The organism is Alteromonas sp. 4NH20-0104, assembly GCF_057547795.1.
This window is the reverse complement of sequence record NZ_BAAJLP010000019.1, coordinates 64589-81516: the sequence shown is the minus strand read 5'-3', so window position 1 is coordinate 81516 and position 16928 is coordinate 64589. Positions and strand designations below refer to the sequence as shown.

16 protein-coding genes and 5 tRNA genes are annotated in these 16928 nt (G+C 49.2%); 15 read left to right on the top strand and 6 right to left on the bottom strand.

The genetic code is table 11. From position 1 onward, the window contains the following. Nucleotides 1–4: 4 nt before the first annotated feature. The 5 genes from AC27IB_RS14425 to hemA are packed head-to-tail and all read right to left on the bottom strand — an operon-like array spanning nucleotide 5 to nucleotide 5264. Nucleotides 5–379, bottom strand: a complete 375-nt coding sequence (locus AC27IB_RS14425; RefSeq protein ID WP_296043606.1) for a SirB2 family protein — start codon at nucleotides 377–379, stop codon at nucleotides 5–7. Between the two features lie 48 nt (nucleotides 380–427). Next, a complete protein-coding gene (locus tag AC27IB_RS14420) occupies nucleotides 428–1969 on the bottom strand; it encodes a DUF3369 domain-containing protein (RefSeq protein WP_487121760.1) in 1542 nt (513 codons plus the stop codon). Nucleotides 1970–2022: 53 nt separating this feature from the next. After that, nucleotides 2023–2886 (bottom strand): peptide chain release factor N(5)-glutamine methyltransferase, encoded by an 864-nt coding sequence (gene prmC / locus AC27IB_RS14415; protein ID WP_296043611.1) that lies wholly within the window; start codon nucleotides 2884–2886, stop codon nucleotides 2023–2025. Nucleotides 2887–2888: 2 nt separating this feature from the next. Beyond that, nucleotides 2889–3974 carry a peptide chain release factor 1 gene (gene prfA, locus AC27IB_RS14410; protein WP_296043612.1) on the bottom strand — a complete coding sequence of 362 codons (1086 nt, stop codon included), beginning with the start codon at nucleotides 3972–3974 and terminating at the stop codon, nucleotides 2889–2891. Between the two features lie 24 nt (nucleotides 3975–3998). Next, nucleotides 3999–5264 (bottom strand): glutamyl-tRNA reductase, encoded by a 1266-nt coding sequence (gene hemA / locus AC27IB_RS14405; protein ID WP_487121757.1) that lies wholly within the window; start codon nucleotides 5262–5264, stop codon nucleotides 3999–4001. A 113-nt stretch (nucleotides 5265–5377) separates the two neighbouring features. Between hemA and lolB the strand changes: the two genes are divergently transcribed. From lolB to AC27IB_RS14375, 6 genes are all read left to right on the top strand, one after another. Next, nucleotides 5378–5980 carry a lipoprotein insertase outer membrane protein LolB gene (lolB, locus tag AC27IB_RS14400; RefSeq protein ID WP_296043615.1) on the top strand — a complete coding sequence of 201 codons (603 nt, stop codon included), beginning with the start codon at nucleotides 5378–5380 and terminating at the stop codon, nucleotides 5978–5980. After that, on the top strand, nucleotides 5965–6822 hold the full coding sequence (gene ispE, locus AC27IB_RS14395) for a 4-(cytidine 5'-diphospho)-2-C-methyl-D-erythritol kinase (RefSeq protein ID WP_487121755.1): 858 nt from the start codon (nucleotides 5965–5967) through the stop codon (nucleotides 6820–6822). The genes lolB and ispE overlap by 16 nt, the downstream gene beginning before the upstream one ends. A 20-nt stretch (nucleotides 6823–6842) precedes the next feature. Next, nucleotides 6843–6918 (top strand) — tRNA-Gln (locus AC27IB_RS14390). A 32-nt stretch (nucleotides 6919–6950) separates the two neighbouring features. Continuing rightward, nucleotides 6951–7898: a ribose-phosphate pyrophosphokinase gene (locus tag AC27IB_RS14385; protein WP_123326992.1), complete on the top strand. Its 948-nt coding sequence runs from the start codon at nucleotides 6951–6953 to the stop codon at nucleotides 7896–7898. 128 nt (nucleotides 7899–8026) lie between these two features. Beyond that, the gene (locus AC27IB_RS14380; protein ID WP_487121752.1) at nucleotides 8027–9961 is read left to right on the top strand and encodes a sensor domain-containing diguanylate cyclase; all 1935 of its coding nucleotides are present in this window, start codon (nucleotides 8027–8029) and stop codon (nucleotides 9959–9961) included. Nucleotides 9962–10025: 64 nt separating this feature from the next. Further along, nucleotides 10026–11084: a mechanosensitive ion channel family protein gene (locus AC27IB_RS14375; RefSeq protein ID WP_487121750.1), complete on the top strand. Its 1059-nt coding sequence runs from the start codon at nucleotides 10026–10028 to the stop codon at nucleotides 11082–11084. Nucleotide 11085: 1 nt separating this feature from the next. Here AC27IB_RS14375 and AC27IB_RS14370 read toward each other — a convergent pair whose 3' ends face one another. After that, on the bottom strand, nucleotides 11086–12126 hold the full coding sequence (locus tag AC27IB_RS14370; RefSeq protein WP_487121748.1) for an alpha/beta fold hydrolase: 1041 nt from the start codon (nucleotides 12124–12126) through the stop codon (nucleotides 11086–11088). Nucleotides 12127–12360: 234 nt separating this feature from the next. Here AC27IB_RS14370 and AC27IB_RS14365 point away from each other — a divergent pair, with 234 nt between their 5' ends. The 9 genes from AC27IB_RS14365 (at nucleotide 12361) to AC27IB_RS14325 (ending at nucleotide 16927) form a co-directional block, all read left to right on the top strand. Beyond that, nucleotides 12361–12753 (top strand): hypothetical protein, encoded by a 393-nt coding sequence (locus tag AC27IB_RS14365; RefSeq protein ID WP_487121746.1) that lies wholly within the window; start codon nucleotides 12361–12363, stop codon nucleotides 12751–12753. A gap of 158 nt (nucleotides 12754–12911) precedes the next feature. Beyond that, entirely contained in the window at nucleotides 12912–13547 is a 636-nt protein-coding gene (locus AC27IB_RS14360) for a 50S ribosomal protein L25/general stress protein Ctc (RefSeq protein ID WP_487121744.1), read from the top strand. 5 nt (nucleotides 13548–13552) lie between these two features. Next, nucleotides 13553–14140, top strand: coding sequence for an aminoacyl-tRNA hydrolase (gene pth, locus AC27IB_RS14355; protein WP_487121742.1), 588 nt, complete (start codon nucleotides 13553–13555; stop codon nucleotides 14138–14140). Nucleotides 14141–14164: 24 nt separating this feature from the next. Next, nucleotides 14165–15256 (top strand): redox-regulated ATPase YchF, encoded by a 1092-nt coding sequence (gene ychF / locus AC27IB_RS14350; RefSeq protein ID WP_296043638.1) that lies wholly within the window; start codon nucleotides 14165–14167, stop codon nucleotides 15254–15256. Nucleotides 15257–15511: 255 nt separating this feature from the next. Next, nucleotides 15512–15588 (top strand) — tRNA-Met (locus AC27IB_RS14345). Nucleotides 15589–15634: 46 nt separating this feature from the next. Then, a tRNA-Leu gene (locus tag AC27IB_RS14340) sits at nucleotides 15635–15719 on the top strand. A gap of 2 nt (nucleotides 15720–15721) precedes the next feature. Then, nucleotides 15722–15797, top strand: a tRNA-Gln gene (locus AC27IB_RS14335). A gap of 46 nt (nucleotides 15798–15843) precedes the next feature. Then, a tRNA-Gln gene (locus tag AC27IB_RS14330) sits at nucleotides 15844–15919 on the top strand. 78 nt (nucleotides 15920–15997) lie between these two features. Then, complete coding sequence (locus tag AC27IB_RS14325) at nucleotides 15998–16927, top strand: CE1 family esterase (RefSeq protein WP_487121740.1); 930 nt, start codon at nucleotides 15998–16000, stop codon at nucleotides 16925–16927. Nucleotide 16928: the final 1 nt, after the last annotated feature.

The following is a 16928-nucleotide window of genomic DNA, read 5'->3' as shown; positions in this document are numbered from 1 at the left end:
CCGGTTATAAGAAAAACACCTGTTTGGTAACAGCAACCTTCGCGGTTAACGCCAGCACAATCAGCGCGGCTAAAAAGGCGCCCCACTTTAATGGCGGTGTTTTAGCCCGCTTTAAGGCCATCATCCCCAGGCCAATATAAGCGATCACACCAATCACTTTGAACGTTAGCCAGCCATTAACTACAGGATACTGAGCCAGGATGACACAAAGCCACACGGCACTGAGTAACAAAACGGTATCAATAATATGTGGAACGATCTTAACCCATTTCTTTTGCAAAAAAGCGGGATTCATCTGGCCATATAAAAAGCGGATAACAAATAGCAAAATACTCAGACCCACAGCGGTCAGATGCAGGTGTTTAGCCATCATGTACATAAAACTAGCACTCCTTGATTTCTTGTTGTTATGACCGGCTAACGGGCATCAGCCGGCGTATTGACTCTGAATCACCTCAAACCTGTCGATATGCTTTAAGAACAGATCGACTAACGTCGGGTCAAATTGTTTGCCTGCAGCATTTTTAAGGGTATCCACTGTTTCCTCCAGCGACCAGGCTGGCTTATAACTACGTTTATTGCGCAGCGCATCATAGGCATCCAGAATAGCCAGTATACGGCTTTGCAAGCTAATGTTATTACCGGCCAGACCGTCAGGGTAGCCCATGCCGTCCCACCGTTCGTGGTGATGACGAGCCAGTTGTGCAGCCAGCCTGATTACCGGCCGTTTGGAATCTTTAAAAATTCGGTAGCCAAATTCGGCATGCTTCTGAATCTCGTGGTATTCCTCACTCGTAAGCGGTGCGTCTTTATTCAGCAACGAATACGGCACAAAGGAATTACCCACGTTATGCAGCGGCAAAGCGGTCAGAAGTTGCTGAATTTCAGCCTCGGGCATTCCTGCCAGGCGAGCTAATAACTCGCTCATGTGATTTAAGCGCTGGGCATGGTACTCATCGGTTTCACGGCTGTCCATAGCATCGCCCAGGCGCTGCACAATCTCATGATGAGTTTCGTTCAGCTCGGCACTGTCGAGCAGATTATCAAAGGCTAGCTGCACATTTTCAGTAAACTTTTGCACCAGGCGTTTGTCGATATCGTTTACCGGGCGCGGTAAACCGGTTAAAAATAGCAACGACCCGTGATTTTTATCACTGCGACAATATGCAACCAGATGCTCTTCAGCATACACCACCTGCTGTTGTTGCAGCGCATCCTGGCACAGCTTATATTCAAACTCGTTAAGTGAATCCTTGAGCCGGTAGCCTTCTTTACCGGCATATTCACCGTTACCGGCAAAAATATACATCTCGCCCGCCTGGCTGACGGGTTTAGGCAGTGCCACGGCAGAGGTAATATACGCAGCGTTTTTCGCTCCGCCCAGAATAGAGGCCAGCTGTTGGATCAGGCCTCGCATAAACCCTTCCAGTGAGCGCGAGGAAAATAAGTCGGCCGACGCATCAATGATTTTTTCCAGTCCTGCCCGGGCTTCCTCAATAACAATGATGTCACGATAAGAGCGCAATGCGGCAATGATAACCGTAAAGAGCTTCTGCGCAGTCAGTTCCGTTTTGGATTTATAATCATTGATATCGTAGTTAATTATGACGTCTTTTTCCGGTGCCTGACCAGGCTGACCGGTGCGCAGAATGATCCGGGTAAAATGGTTTTCCAGGTCATTTCGAATGTAATCGGCGACTCTAAGACCAGCATCGTCTGACTCCATCACCACATCGAGGAGCACTACGGCAATATCGTTATGTGCGCGCAGTACCCGCTTGGCTTCTTCGCCATCGAAGGCACTCATAAAGGTCAGCGCTCTGCCGTTCAGCGTAAAGTCGTTTAGCGCCAGTTTGGTAATGGCGTGAACTTCTGGCTCATCATCAACGATTAATACCTTCCAGTAGCCAACTTCGTCCGCCTCAGGTTCATCATCGTCAGCGACAAACAAAAACTCGTCATCGTTCATTCTGCATATCCATCCTGTCTGAGTATTTCAGTTCCCTTAAGCTTATGTAGAAGCTAGGATTTTCGCCACTGAGCCAGTGTAATTCTTGGCAATCCGTTTAAATCGTCTATGCCCTGGCAGCCGCTAAACCCTCGCTCTTCGAAAAGCTCCTTTATCGACTCATGCTGAGTATACCCGTGTTCTATTAACAACCAACCACCTGATGTTAAAAAATCAGGGGCCCGTTGAATAATGTCACGGATATCTTCCAGTCCATCCACACCAGCGGTCAGCGCAGACGCAGGCTCAAACCGCACATCGCCCTGCTGCAAATACTCACTGTCAGATTCTACATACGGAGGATTGGTGACAATCAGGTCAAACTGATTGGCTGGAGCCATGGCATCGAACCAGTGACTAAGCAGCCAGTTAACCGTTAACTGGCCATTCAGCTGCGCATTTGCCGCCGCCAGGTCAAGCGCTTCGGAGATGCGATCCACACCAGTAAGGTGCCAGGCCGGTTTTTCCGTTTTTAAAGCCAGCGCAATTGCTCCCGTCCCGGTGCCCAGATCACAGACGCTGGCAGTATCGGGCAACGCCAGCGCCAGGGCGGTTTCAACCAGCAATTCGGTTTCAGGGCGTGGGATCAGCGTGCTTTCATTGACCTTGAGAGTTAATGACCAAAACTCACGCGTACCGGTAAGATAGGCCACAGGGTGGCCTTCACGACGTCTGGCGATAAGATTTTTAAAGTGGCTATACTGAGATGACGTTAACGACTTATCGGGCCAGGTAAACAGATAGGTGCGCTGGCATTCCAGCACGGCACAGAGTAAAACCCGGCTATCTACGGCAGGTGATTCGCCTTGTTGCAGTTCACTCGTTGCCCAGGCCAGCGCCCGGGCAATCGTAACAGGATCGGTATCCTTTTGGTGCACTGTTAGTCGTCGGCCAGCGAGGCCAGCAGATCAGCCTGATGTTCCTGACGGATAGGTTCAAGCAGCAGACCCAGATTCCCTTCGATAACTTCGTCCAGACGATATAAAGTAAGGTTAATGCGGTGGTCTGTAACCCTGCCCTGGGGAAAGTTATAGGTACGAATTCGTTCAGAGCGGTCTCCGCTGCCCACCAGGTTGCGGCGTGTCGAGGCTTCTTCGGCGGCACGCTTATCTTCTTCAATCTGGTTTAGCCGGGCCGACAGAACAGACATCGCTTTCGCCCGGTTTTTATGCTGCGACCGCTCGTCCTGACATTCAACTACCACGCCTGAAGGCAAGTGCGTAATCCGAATAGCCGAGTCGGTTTTGTTAACGTGCTGACCACCGGCACCGGAAGCTCGAAAGGTATCGATGCGCAGTTCAGCCGGATTGATCTCAATGGCTTCTGATTCCGGTATTTCGGGTAATATTGCCACGGTACAGGCAGAGGTATGAACGCGCCCCTGAGACTCTGTTTCCGGAACACGTTGCACACGGTGACCACCAGACTCAAACTTCAGTACACCATAAGCGCCTTCGCCGGTTACGTTGGCAATCACCTCTTTGAACCCACCATGCTCACCTTCGTTAGCACTGACCATTTCGATACGCCAGCCCTTGGTTTCAGCATAGCGGCTATACATGCGGAACAAGTCGCCGGCAAAAATGGCCGCTTCGTCGCCCCCGGCACCCGCCCGGATTTCGAGGAAGCAATTTCGGTCGTCATTCGGATCGCGGGGTAACAGCAGGATTTGTAAATCGGCTTCCAGACGCTCTATTTCCTGCTTGGCCGCTTTCATTTCTTCCTGCGCCATTTCCCGCATCTCAGCATCATCTTCGGCCATCATTTCTTCGGCAGACGCTAAATCTTCTTCCGCTTGTTTATACGCGTTAAAACCCGCAACAACGTCTTCTAACTGGCTGAATTCTTTTGATAAGGAACGAAATTTATCCTGATCCCCTATTACGCCGGGATCGCTCAACAGCGCTTGTACCTCAGCAAAACGTTCAACCAGGTTTTCCAACTTAATGACAACGGATTCTTTCATACTTTTCCTGAAATAAAATACAGATTATCTGGACTCGTCATTGTCCAGTTCAAACACCCGACTCAGCCACTTTGTGGTGTGCTGTTCAACCTGCGTTGACGCATCCCGCAATGCACGGGTAGGTGCATGTAATAAGTTATTGGTTAACTTGTAAGCCAGCTCTTCAACTACCGTCTCGGCCGCTTTGCCTTCCTGCAGTTGTTTTAATGCTTTGTCGACCAGTTCCTGACGCTGCAGATTGCCGCGATCGCGGTATTGTTTAACCAAATCCACCGTTTGCCGGGACTGTTGCCACTGTAAGTAGCTAATGACCTGCTGCTGGATAATTTTAACAGCTTCTTCAGCGGCCTGCTCACGGGAAGCCATATTTTGTTGCACAATGTGCTGCAAGTCATCCACAGTGTACAGGTAGGCGTCGCCTAATTCGTTGACCTGGGCTTCTATATCCCTGGGCACGGCCAGGTCAACCATAAACATCGGCAGGTTACGGCGCTGTTTGAGCGCATCCTCTACCATCCCCTTACCAATTAGCGGCAGCTGACTAGCGGTTGAACTGATCACAATATCAAATTTGTGCAATGTTTCCGGTAGCTGACTCAGGGTCATAACCTCAGCACCCAGCGTGCCTGCAAGGTTCTCCGCACGGGCCCGGGTGCGATTCGCAACGGCCAGTTTCTGAACGCCCTGTTCTTTAAGGTGCTGGGCAACCAGTTCAATGGTTTCTCCGGCACCCACCAATAATACTGAGCGCTCAGGTAAACGGGCGAAAATGTGTTTTGCCAGTTGCACCGCGGCAAAAGCCACCGAGACCGCATTCGCACCAATCTCGGTTTCGGTTCTAACCCGCTTGGCTACGGCAAAGGTATGCTGAAACAATTTATCAAACTGAGTATTCACCATGCCAGAGTGCTTGGCATTATTGTAAGCCTGTTTAATTTGGCCCAGAATTTGCGGTTCACCAAGAACCAGTGAGTCCAGCCCACTGGCCACTTTCATCACATGTTCAATGGCGGCAGCCTGTTCATAAATGTAGGCATTCGCACTTAACTGGCTGGCATCAACATTATGAAAATCTGCCAGCCATTCAATGAGTTGGTCGGCACAGCTCGATTCGGAAGACACATAAACTTCGGTGCGATTACAGGTAGACACAATCACCGACTCTTCAACGCCATTCAGGTGGTTTAATGACGACAACGCCTCAACCAGCGAATCCGGTGTGAACGCTACTTTTTCGCGCAACTCAACCGGAGCAGTTTTGTGGTTAATTCCGAGGGCAATCAGGGTCATGGGGTTCGTTTACGGCTACAATGGAGCGGCATTGTACGAAAAAGCCAAAATGATTGAAAGTGTCGATAGTTCTATGTTCAACTATCAACCCGATAGATTTTATAGGTTAGCCCGTGTTTCGTCAGGTATTTATCTTTCTGTTTGTAATCCTTCTCAGTGCCTGTGCAACACGTCCGCAGGCCCCCCAGGGGCAGATTAACTTACCGGCTCAGCTGATCAAGCTTGACGCCATTAAGCATTGGAATATTAATGGTAAGTTGGCTTTAAAAGAGCCGGAAAAATCGGTCAGTGCCACACTTCGCTGGCAGGTGACGGACCCCTTATTTACCTTCAGACTCAGTAACTTTTTAGGTGTTACCCTGGTCGATATGCAACAAAGCGAGGATGGGGCACGGCTGGAGGCTGACGATGAAATATACACCGATCCTTCGGCGACCGCCCTGCTCTACCAGACTACCGGCTGGGACATTCCACTAGAGCAGTTATTAAGCTGGGTGAAAGGCGTGCCCCGGGCCGGCGATAATTATACCCTGAACGAAAACGGCCTGTTAAAACAGCTCAAGCCTGGCTGTCGCCAGTGCGCCGGCTGGCAGGTAGACTATGCGCAGTACGGGCAGGTAGATGACGTTTTCCTGCCTCACAATATAAAACTGACCAATACGGCTCAGCCTGAACAGTGGATAAAAATAAGAATCTCGCAATGGACACTCAATTAAGTCGCGACTGGTGGCCGAGCCCGGCCAAACTCAATTTGTTTTTACATATCCTGGGCCGCAACGAGAAAGGTTATCACCTGCTGCAAACCCTTTTCCAAATGCTCGATGTGGGTGACGCACTGGCGTTTGAAGCCAATCACACCGGCATCATCAGGCTGGCAACCCCCATTTCCGGGGTTAATACTGAAGATAACTTAATTTACCGTGCCGCCAGGTTGTTGCAAAACCATACCAACACATCCCAAGGGTGCGACATTTACATTGAAAAACAATTACCTATGGGTGGTGGCATTGGCGGAGGCTCGTCTAACGCCGCGACCACTTTGGTGGCTCTGAATCATATTTGGCAGTGTGGTCTGTCCACTGAGGCTTTGGCTGAACTGGGTCTGGAACTGGGTGCAGATGTACCGATTTTTGTACACGGGAAAACGGCTTTCGCCGCGGGTGTAGGCGAGCAGATACATCCTGTCAGCCTCGATGACAGCTGGTATCTGGTGGTGTTCCCCGGGGTGAATATAAGCACTGCAGAGGTGTTTTCACATCCAGATTTACCGCGCGATACCCCAGCAATGAACTGGCAGCATTATACTTTTGATGCAACGCAAAATGATTGTCAGAAAATTGTCTGTAAAAGCCAACCGGAAGTTGCAAAATTATTACAGTGGTTGTTACACTACGCACCGTCGAGGATGACAGGCACAGGCGCGTGCGTATTTGCTACATTTAGTGACCCGGATCAGGCAAAGGCAGTGCAGCAAGCGCTTCCTGAAAACTGGTACGGATTCGTTGCCAAAGGCGTAAATACCTCACCGCTTCAATTAAAATTACAACAGGTGTCCTGAGCCAGAACGACTAACATTGATGGGGTATAGCCAAGTTGGTAAGGCAGCGGGTTTTGATCCCGCCATCCGTAGGTTCGAGTCCTGCTACCCCAGCCACCTCCTACTTAAAATGCACTGAGGAAACACTTGTGCCAGACATGAAGCTCTTTGCAGGTAACGCTGTTCCTGAACTAGCCCAGAAAGTTGCCAATCGCCTCTATACCAAACTTGGAAATGCCACAGTTGGCCGTTTTAGCGACGGCGAGATAGCAGTAGAAATTCATGAAAACGTCCGTGGTTCGGACGTTTTTATTATCCAGTCTACCTGTGCACCTACCAATGATAACCTGATGGAGCTTATTGTGATGATTGACGCCCTGCGTCGTGCATCAGCTGGCCGAATCACTGCGGTTATTCCTTACTTTGGTTATGCGCGCCAGGATCGCCGGGTGCGTTCGGCCCGGGTGCCGATTACGGCCAAAGTGGTTGCTGACTTTCTGTCTAACGTAGGCGTTGACCGCGTATTAACCATCGACCTGCACGCCGAGCAAATCCAGGGGTTCTTTGACGTACCGGTAGACAACGCGTTCGGAACACCAATCCTGTTAAACGATATGTTTCAGCGTGATTTCGTTGAGCCCATCGTGGTTTCGCCAGATATTGGCGGTGTAGTGCGGGCTCGCGCTACAGCTAAACTCCTTAACGATACCGATCTGGCTATTATCGATAAACGCCGTCCGAAAGCTAACGTAGCCCAGGTAATGAACATTATCGGTGACGTTAAGGATCGCGACTGTATTATCGTTGATGACATGATCGACACCGGCGGTACCCTGGCGAAAGCGGCGGAAGCCCTGAAAGCCCATGGTGCACGTAAGGTTTATGCCTATGCTACCCACGCTATTTTCTCGGGCAACGCAGCCAACAACCTTAAAGAATCTGTGATTGATGAGATTATTGTTACTGACAGTATTCCATTGAGCACTGACATGGCGGCGATTGGTAAAGTCAAACAACTTACGCTGTCTGAGATGCTCGCTGAAACAATCCGTCGTATCAGCAATGAAGAGTCAATTTCTGCAATGTTTGAATACTAAGCACTGATAATTCGTTTTCAAAAGCCAGCATTGCTGGCTTTTTTATTGCCTGCCTGTTGCGCTGTTCAGGCAAATCAGTGAGCTGTTGCTATAGTTAAAGAATGATGGTGAACCGGCCTCTTCTTTTCATGACATCCTTTCGAGCACAGGTAAGTATCTTTCTGTTTTGTCTGATGCTTTTTCCCTGTATTGGTGCCGAAAACAGCCCGGTTTCCGACCAGCCCCAACACGTTAATACCTTAACAGCCGGTACTGACCACGTGCATTTAAACGGAGGTATGTATTACTTCGAAGCTTTCAGTAAAATGTCCCTCAAACAAATTCGGGGATTACCCGATAAGGACTGGCAGTTTCATCACAGTTCATCGCTTTTTTTAGGTTCTGGCCAGTCGTATATCTGGGTTAAGATCCCGCTTCAAAGAATGCCGGGAGCACCATCATCGTGGGTAATGACGCTTGACTGGCCGCTGGTGAAATCCATCGAATGGTTTCACTACAATGAATCCGCTAACGCAGTGATAGCATCAGGCCAGTTTACGGACTGGCAAATTCCGCCTGATTCTGCCGATGAGTTCCCCTTTGCGATAACCCTGTCACTGAGAAGCGATAGCGTTAACATCCTGTACCTGCGAATGCTACCGTCAGAAAAAGCTTTACTGCCGATAACCCTGTGGCCAGAGGAAAGCTTTCGCGACCACCAGCTACAGCGAAACTGGTATCTCGGGTTATTTTACGGCGTGTTGTTTGCCATGTTTGGCTACAATTTATCGCTTTTTCTATTCCTGCGTCACAAAGCGTTTGCCGCCTACTGTTTTTATGTCGCTACCATGGCGGCTTATACCCTGATAATGAATGGTGCCGGGGTCGCCTGGCTATGGTCAGACTATCCGGCATTTCTTGCCTACGCATACCGGCTTCTTGTGCCACTTGGCTTTTTTGCAGCATTAATGTTCATCCGGCAGTTTCTGCTGCTTAAACACCGTGGTGTGTTTCTTAATCTAAGCAGTCAGATTGTCTGTTATCTGTGGCTGGCAATACTGCTACTGGCGCCGGTTGTCCCCGCGGCGATAGTCATTCCCATAATCGATATATTCGGGCTTATAAACTGTTTGTTTGCCATTGGTGTGTCTGGCTATCTGTGGATGAAAGGCGACAAATCAGCCAAGTACCTCACACTGTCCTGGTCGGTACTTATCGCCAGCACAATCATCTTAATTCTCGGCCTCAATGATGTTATTCCCTACGTTATCGAACTGCATTATTTACAAAATATAGGCGTGACAATTGAAGTGCTGTTGCTGTCTATGGCCCTGGCCGAGCGCATAAACCGGGATCGCAAGATGCGTTCTGAAGCACAGAATATCGCCTTGCAAATGTCCAATGAAGCAGCCAAAGCCAAAGTAAGTGAGGTTGCGGCTCAGCAGCGTCTGCTCGGTATCGAACGGCGAGTCAAAGAAGAACTGTCACTGAAAGTCAACGAGCAGACCAGAGAATTGAAAGTTGCCATGCAGAAGTTGCAGATCATGAACAAGGAGTTGGAGCGCTTAAGCTTAACTGATCCCTTAACCGGCCTTGCCAACCGGCGCTACTTTGACAAGCGGTTTAGTGAAGAAATCCAGCGCGCCAGACGTAACCAGTCTCTTATCGGTGTGCTGATGCTGGATATCGATCACTTCAAACAGATCAATGACACACTGGGCCATCAGGCAGGCGACCATGTCATTCAGTCTCTTTCAGCACTGATCCAGCGCGTCAGTGGCCGCGCCAGCGATCTCCCGGCCCGTATAGGTGGTGAAGAATTTTGCCTGCTGGTTTGTAATGAATCAAAAGGCCGTATCGCCACCCTTGCCGAATCGTTACGAGAGAGTGCCGCCTCAGTACCGGTTAAATACCGCAACGAGATAATTAGCTACACCATAAGTGTGGGTGTATGCAGTGTAATCCCAACGACCAGCACCAACCCTTCTGCGCTTTTAAAATTAGCCGATGACGCCCTTTACCAGGCAAAAAAGGAAGGTCGTAACCGGGTAGTGATTGCCAGTGACCAAGCCATCGACAGCTAAGTTGCGCAGTGGCTGATAAACCGCTAATGTAGTTTCATATTTTCGCTGCACCAGAGACCTTCGTTTGCTGCCCCAGTCCATCGCCTTATTCTGGCCACTGTTAGTCAGTCTGGTATTAGTCACGCTTTTTCTCTCCCTGTTAAACTGGCTGTTATTAAAACGCCACTCACATCTGAGCGGTGAAAAAAAACTCCCCCGACAACTCACCCTGTTGGTTGCTAACATTGTAGGCGTTATTGCTATCGTCCTGACCCTGCCGGTCAGTGAAGCAATTCAAAACCAAATCCTCGCTCTGATCGGTATTTTACTCTCGGGTATGGTGGCTTTCTCTTCTACATCCATTATGACCAATGTCATGGCCGGTTTAGTCTTACGTTTCAATAAGCCTTTCCGGATTGGGGATTTTGTCAGGGTAAATGGCTTCTTTGGCCGCGTGGCGGAGATGGGGCTGCTGGACACCGAAATTCAAACCGAAACCCGGGAGCTAATTTCATTTGCGAATTCAACCCTCGTTAACAGCCCGTTGACGGTGGTGCGTTCCTCAGGGGCTATTATCTCGGTTGAACTGAGCCTGGGTTACGAAATACACCATGCTAAAGTAGAGAAACACTTACTGGTGGCCGCCGCAGAATGCGGCCTGGAAGACAGCTTTGTGCAAGTTATTGCGTTAGGGGATTTTTCGGTTTCTTATCGTATTGCCGGCTTGCTCACTGATGTTAAAAGTATGCTTAGCGCGCGCTCAAAGTTACATAAAGCGGTGCTCGACAGTCTCCATCAGGCAGGAATTGAAATAGTCTCTCCGGCCTTTACCAATACCCGGCCCCAGGAGCCGGGCAACGTTATGATCCCTACGGCGCCCAAAAAAGCAAAAACCCCGGAGCCGGAGCAAAGCCGCCCTGAAGCGGTTATTTTTGATAAGGCTGAAGAAGCCGAAGCCGTACAGCAAGACAGGGTTGCGCTGGAATCGCAAATTACAGCGCTGCAGGCCGCCATAAAAGAGGCCGACAGCGAAGAAAAATCACTGCTAAAAGAGCAATTGGATTTTACCAGGGCAAAGCTCGATGAATTAAATACAACGGTGGCTAAAGAAGAAGGCAGTGCAACACCGCCTGCATCCCGTTAGGCTATTGGTCGAATAAAGGAATGAAAGCCGCCTTAAAACGTGTCCAGTCTTCAAACTGCGGCATATGCCCTAATCCATCGAGTTCGATGAGCGTGCCTTTTTGTAGCGTATCGGCAACTTTTTTACCCAGCACCTGATACTGCCCAAGCTTATAAGTCACGCCGGGTTTCTTAAACGCTCTGCCCGGACCGGTTCGGTCCCGGGTGCCAATGATCAGGGTTACTGGCACCGTTAGCTGGGGTAGATCATTCACAATGGGTTCGCTGAATATGGGGTTATAAGTTAACGCATTATTCATCGCAACACGTGGGTAGTCAGGGTGTTTCAACTGGCCGATATGCGGTTCAAGCAACTCCTGATAGGCTGGCCGCCATTTACCGTCATAGTAGTTTTTCTGCTGATAACGGCGAAGACTCTCTGGTGTTTTTTTAAGTTCATTGGCCAGAAACACCTGCGGGTCCTGGTAATCTACCCATTTAAGATAGTCTTCCAGTCCGATGGGGTTAATTAAAATAACTCGTGCAGTTTTATCTTTTACATACTTAGCGAATTTTACCGCCAGCATACCGCCCATGGAGTGACCAACAATTATCGCCTGCTCAACCTCAATGTGCTCCAGCAGTTGCCTGGTATTATTAGCCAGACCCGCAAACGAATACTGGTAGTGTTCAGGTTTGCTGGATTTACCAAACCCTATCTGGTCTGGCACAATCACCCGGTACGACCTGGCCACTAATTCACGGGCCACGCGCTCCCAGTAAAAACCAGCAAAATTTTTGCCATGCAGCAACACGACGGTTCCTGTCACTTTTTCTGGTTTTATATCCATATAAGCCATCGACAGAGTTTGTCCCTGGCTGGTAAAAGAGAATCTGGCAACGTCAAAGGGGTATTCGAAATTATCGAGCGTCGCATTATAAGGCGCTATATCGTCACTTTGCTGCGCGGCACTCAGCGGCGACATAACGCTTAGCAAGCAGATAAAGCCAGCCATAAACTTATGAAAATAGTGCATCCAGTCTTCCTTAATTGTGTCTGACATTGGCAATAGCATTACGTGGCAGATGAACCTGACCAGCAATCCCCTGCTCACTAACGCTGAGTGTTAAGTTCTAACATACTGCCTTTTAGCAGAGCCAGGCGTCTGCCGTGTGCTGTGGGTTTAACAGGGTCAGCCGCACCTTTTCGCTCCCCTTTGGGTAATTCATTGCCCGTTCAGGCTAAGCCCTGCATACTGTAATTTTGAGGCACTAACGAAACTAACAGGTAATCAAAAATGCGAACCTTAAGTGCAGTACTTTTAATCATTGCCATGGCAGACGGGCTTTGGGCCTGTGCTGACAGTAAGGAGTCATCGCCAGTGAACAAAGAAAATGCCATGAGTTCTGCTCAGGCCACTACGGTTTTTACCGGTACTATTGTGTATAAACAGTTTGAAGGTGGTTTTTTTGCGCTGCTGACCAACGATAATCAGCGTTATACCCTGCGACATTTGCCCACCGCCTATCGCCTTGACGGCCTGGTGGTTGAAATCAACGGCAGTGTCAATAAAGACATCATTACCACCACCCAGTTTGGCGAATTACTCGAAGTCGATACGGTGAAAGTACTCGATGACAGCCATGCCTCGCCACCGAAGACAGGCCCGCGTAAATTAAAATCCCTTTGAGGTTTGTATCTTCTGGCATCGGGTGGTAGAATTCGCCGCCTTTTAATTTAGGGCAAGGTAATTATTTTACGCTTTTAACGGCTGAATTACCTTTTCATGGCAGATTTTGGTCGCAAAAATCTGTGAACAATCATTTTTTATTATTTTGGAGACATCTGATGTCTGATGCGATTTTTAATCTGGATGCAGAAGTCCGTACTGACCTGGGGAAAGGTGCGAGCCGCCGCCTTCGTCATGCTGACAAAGTACCTGCGATCCTTTACGGTGGCGAAGAAGCGCCAGTATCTTTAACTCTTGACCACAACAAAGTAATCAACGCTGCTGATTTTGAAGCGTTTTACTCACATGTTCTGAAACTGAACATCGATGGTAAGCAAGTTGATGCACTGCTGAAAGACGTACAACGTCACCCGTTCAAGCCTAAGATTACTCACCTGGATTTCCAACGTGTAATCGCTGGTCAGGACGTACACACTTCTGTTCCAATTCACTTCATCAACGAAGAACAGTGCCAGGCCGTTAAAGACGGTGGTATTGCTGAACACCACGTAAACGAAGTTGAAATCACTTGTCTGCCTAAAGACCTGCCTGAGTTCATCGAAGTAGACATGGCTAACGTTGAAATGGATCAAACCCTGCACCTGTCAGATCTGACTCTGCCAGCAGGCGTTTCTTCTGTAGAACTGGCTAAAGAAGACGAAGCACACGACCTTGCTGTGGTAACTATCAAGCCAGCGCCAAAAGCGCCAGCCGCTGACGAAGCAGAAGGTGAAGAAGACGCTACTGAGGAATAATTCCCTTGGCAGACATTCGTCTTATTGTGGGCCTGGGTAATCCAGGCCCCGAATACGAACAAACACGCCACAATGCGGGAGCGTGGTTTTTACAAGAACTCGCATCGACGTTTAATACCTCTCTTTCTCCTGAAAGCAAATTCTTTGGCAAAACTGCCCGAATTACCCTTGCTGGTCAGGACATCCGTTTGCTCTACCCCACAACGTTTATGAATAAAAGCGGGCAGTCTGTTGCCGCGCTGGCGAACTTTTATCGTATAGAGCCCTCACAAATGCTGGTTGCTTTTGATGAGCTGGATTTACCGCCAGGCGTTGCCAAGTTTAAAGTGGGTGGCAGCTCAAGTCAGAACGGCATTCGGGATATCGTCTCGCGGATGGGCAATAATCGTGACTTTTTACGCTTGCGCATTGGCATTGGCCATCCGGGCCATAAAAGCAAAGTCACCGGCCACGTGCTGGGTAAACCTGCGCAACAAGAAAGAGAAGCAATTGAACAAGCGATTGATGAGGCAGTTCGTTGTACTGAAATTTTACTTAAAAACGATCTGAAAATGGCGCAAAATCGCCTTCATAGTTTTAAAGCAGATAATTAACTTCAAATTTTCAAGGGCTCCATTATGGGATTTAAATGTGGCATTGTCGGCCTGCCGAACGTCGGTAAGTCAACGTTATTCAATGCATTAACCAAAGCGGGTATCGAGGCTGCAAACTTTCCGTTCTGTACCATTGAACCCAATACCGGTGTGGTACCGGTGCCGGATCTGCGCTTAGATAAGCTGGCAGAAATCGTTAATCCCCAGCGCGTTATCCCCACTACTATGGAGTTCGTGGATATTGCGGGCCTGGTTGAAGGTGCCTCTAAAGGTGAAGGTCTGGGTAATAAATTCCTGGCCAATATCCGTGAAACCGACGCGATTGGTCATGTGGTACGCTGCTTTGACAATGAAAACATTGTACACGTTGCCGGTAAAGTCAGCCCACAGGACGATATTGATATTATTAATACCGAACTGGCACTGGCAGACCTGGAAACTACTGAAAAAGCCATTCATCGTGTCGCTAAACGGGCTAAAGGTGGTGATGCCGATGCGAAGTTTGAGCTGAAAGTACTGGAAAAAATTAAACCTACACTGGATGAAGGCCATCTGCTGCGCTCACTGGAATTGAGTAAAGAAGAACTGGCGGCTATCAGCTACATGAACATGCTGACCCTTAAGCCCACCATGTACATTGCCAACGTAAATGAAGACGGCTTTGAAAATAATCCTTATCTGGATCAGGTACGGGCCATTGCTGAAGGTGAAAATGCCGTGGTGGTTGCCGTTTGTGCCGCCATTGAGTCAGACATTGCCGAACTGGACGATGAAGACCGCGAAGAGTTTATGGCCGATATGGGTCTGGAAGAGCCGGGACTGAATCGTGTCATCCGCGCTGGTTATAACCTGCTGACGCTGCAAACCTATTTCACCGCAGGTGTTAAAGAAGTGCGCGCCTGGACCTTCCCTGAAGGCTCTACTGCGCCACAGGCGGCTGGAAAAATTCATACCGATTTTGAAAAAGGCTTTATTCGCGCTGAAATCGTTGGCTACGACGCTTTTGTTGAGTTTAATGGCGAGCAAGGTGCCAAGGATGCCGGTAAATGGCGTTTGGAAGGTAAAGATTACATCGTTAAAGACGGCGACGTGATCCACTTCCGCTTTAATGTCTAAGCATTTGACTAGCAAATAACCAGGCCCTCAGCGATGAGGGCTTTTTTATTTCCGTTAGATGGTGCTATCGTTGCCATGCTAAAAACACATTAATTCGCACAAAAACACGCCATCCGCGGCTGTTTTGGCTGAATTTCCAGCGCTGACGCACAGATATTAAGCAGTTGAACAAATGAGTTAAAAAAGGGGTTGACGACCCCAGTTCATATACGCATAATACGCGCCACTTCCTGAGAGGGAAGTAAAACAATCGGAGGCTACGTAGCTCAGTTGGTTAGAGCACATCACTCATAATGATGGGGTCGCAAGTTCGAATCTCGCCGTAGCCACCAACCTCGCAAACCCAGTTTATGGTTTTTTTAATGTGCGAGACACTGCGCGGAAGTGGTGGAATTGGTAGACACGCTGGATTTAGGTTCCAGTGCTTCACGGCGTGAGAGTTCAAGTCTCTCCTTCCGCACCATTTGGGGTATAGCCAAGTTGGTAAGGCAGCGGGTTTTGATCCCGCCATCCGTAGGTTCGAGTCCTGCTACCCCAGCCATTTTTTCGTTACGTTGATTTAATATCAGCTAACACACCCAGTTGATTGGGGTATAGCCAAGTTGGTAAGGCAGCGGGTTTTGATCCCGCCATCCGTAGGTTCGAGTCCTGCTACCCCAGCCATATTAAGAACGCCAGTCGCATGACTGGCGTTTTTGTTTTCAGACTTCCCACCTTTTACTGCTGCGGTATGGTACATTTTTGCCATCACCCACTAAAGATGTCTGTGCAATGCCTAACAACCTGTCTGCAACACTCATTAAACTGTTATCCCCTTTTTTGTTATTGCTAGCCTCAGCGGCAATATCAGAGCCTGTAGAGCAAACAGCAGAGCTTGATGGACAGTCGCGCAGTTGGCGACTGTTTGTGCCGGACAATATCGGTAGCGGGGCTCCCTTGCCTGTCGTATTCAACTTTCATGGTACCGGCTCCACACCAAAACAGATTGCCGAGCTGAATGAATTGGAAAGCCTGGCAGAACAGCATAAGTTTATTGTCGTCGCCCCCAAAGCCGAATTCAGCTATGAGCCTGGTGGTCGCCAAACCTGGAATGTTGAGCAACTGGATAGCCCGTACAATGATGTGGCCTTTATTAAAGGGCTGATTGCTCATCTGGCGCAGCACTACCCCATCGATGCTTCTCGTATTTATGCTGCCGGCTTTTCTGGTGGTGCGCGTATGAGCAGCCGTCTGGCCTGCGATCTGGCAGATACCTTTGCCGCTATCGCTCCCATTGCCGGTGTACGCTTTGCCGATAATTGCGAGCCAGCCAGCGCCATGCCGGTGCTCACCTACCACGGCACGCAGGATCCGGTTAATCACTATCAGCATCAGGCCGATTCGCCGCGTTACTGGCACGAGGGCGTAGAGCCGGCAATTGAGGACTGGGTTAAGTTTAATGGCTGTGAGAACACCACTACCACTGCTATTCGTGCAGGCATTACTAAAACCGTCTGGTCTGACTGCCGTGACGACGTAGAAGTGATTTTTTACCGCTCAGAACAGGCAGGCCATACCTGGCCTGGCAGCCCTAAAGCAGACATCCTGGCGAAGTATGGTCTGGGCAGCACCGATGACTTACCCATGTCCGAAATCATCTGGGCATTTTTAAAGCAATATCAGCGCCAGTAAC

Bases quoted from the DNA above. Each gene is read 5' to 3' on its own strand.
- hemA (WP_487121757.1), bottom strand. From the start codon at position 5,264: ATGACCCTGATTGCCCTCGGAATTAACCACAAAACTGCTCCGGTTGAG.
- ispE (WP_487121755.1), top strand. From the start codon at position 5,965: ATGGACACTCAATTAAGTCGCGACTGGTGGCCGAGCCCGGCCAAACTC.
- AC27IB_RS14370 (WP_487121748.1), bottom strand. From the start codon at position 12,126: ATGTCAGACACAATTAAGGAAGACTGGATGCACTATTTTCATAAGTTT.
- ychF (WP_296043638.1), top strand. From the start codon at position 14,165: ATGGGATTTAAATGTGGCATTGTCGGCCTGCCGAACGTCGGTAAGTCA.
- AC27IB_RS14360 (WP_487121744.1), top strand. From the start codon at position 12,912: ATGTCTGATGCGATTTTTAATCTGGATGCAGAAGTCCGTACTGACCTG.
- prfA (WP_296043612.1), bottom strand. From the start codon at position 3,974: ATGAAAGAATCCGTTGTCATTAAGTTGGAAAACCTGGTTGAACGTTTT.
- AC27IB_RS14425 (WP_296043606.1), bottom strand. From the start codon at position 379: ATGTACATGATGGCTAAACACCTGCATCTGACCGCTGTGGGTCTGAGT.
- AC27IB_RS14380 (WP_487121752.1), top strand. From the start codon at position 8,027: ATGACATCCTTTCGAGCACAGGTAAGTATCTTTCTGTTTTGTCTGATG.
- AC27IB_RS14365 (WP_487121746.1), top strand. From the start codon at position 12,361: ATGCGAACCTTAAGTGCAGTACTTTTAATCATTGCCATGGCAGACGGG.
- AC27IB_RS14420 (WP_487121760.1), bottom strand. From the start codon at position 1,969: ATGAACGATGACGAGTTTTTGTTTGTCGCTGACGATGATGAACCTGAG.